Annotated in this window: 1 protein-coding gene; it reads right to left on the bottom strand. The window is 54.8% G+C overall.

Annotation, left to right across the window (positions count from 1 at the left end; all coding sequences use genetic code 11):
- Positions 1-102: 102 nt before the first annotated feature.
- A partial coding sequence (locus tag KP705_RS16770) for a transposase (protein ID WP_215765076.1) occupies positions 103-527 on the bottom strand: 425 nt, incomplete at its 5' end.

Raw genomic sequence — 527 nt, 5'->3', positions numbered from 1 at the left:
GTGATTGGTTCGTGATTTCAAGCTTTTGGCGATTTGATTGACAGTTCCTTGGGTCGCTTTCGCTCTGCGTATTGCTCAGATCGTGGCTGCCCAACTGGATGACTACGCCCTCGCGTTCAACCTTGCAAGGAAGAGAAAGCGGCGCATGATGTAGATAATATTTGCCAGGCCGATCCTCATGGTGGCCCGGGTGATACCCACGGTTCGCACGAACAGACCCGTCTGCGATTTCAGATCGGCAAAGACATGCTCGACACGCGACCGGATCACCGATTTCCCTGCGTTGGACCGCTGGATGTGGCGGGTCATGGGCTTKAGATGCGGCTTTTTCCTGTGGACCTGTGAGACAAAGCCCTGCTTTTCCATGACGTCTTCGTTGGCTTTCGAGCGATACGCGGTATCGGCCCAGACGCTTGAGGCGGTATTGGCTTTATGCAGAAGCCCCTCTCTCAATGGCGCGCCATCACTGGGGGCGGCATCTGTTGTCTTCCATTTGCGTATGAACCGATACTTCCGGTCGATGTAGA

The sequence above is a fragment of the Gluconobacter sp. P1D12_c genome (assembly GCF_018812105.1).
Taxonomy (GTDB): Bacteria; Pseudomonadota; Alphaproteobacteria; order Acetobacterales; family Acetobacteraceae; genus Gluconobacter; species Gluconobacter oxydans_A.
This window is presented reverse-complemented; position numbering and strand designations above follow the sequence as displayed.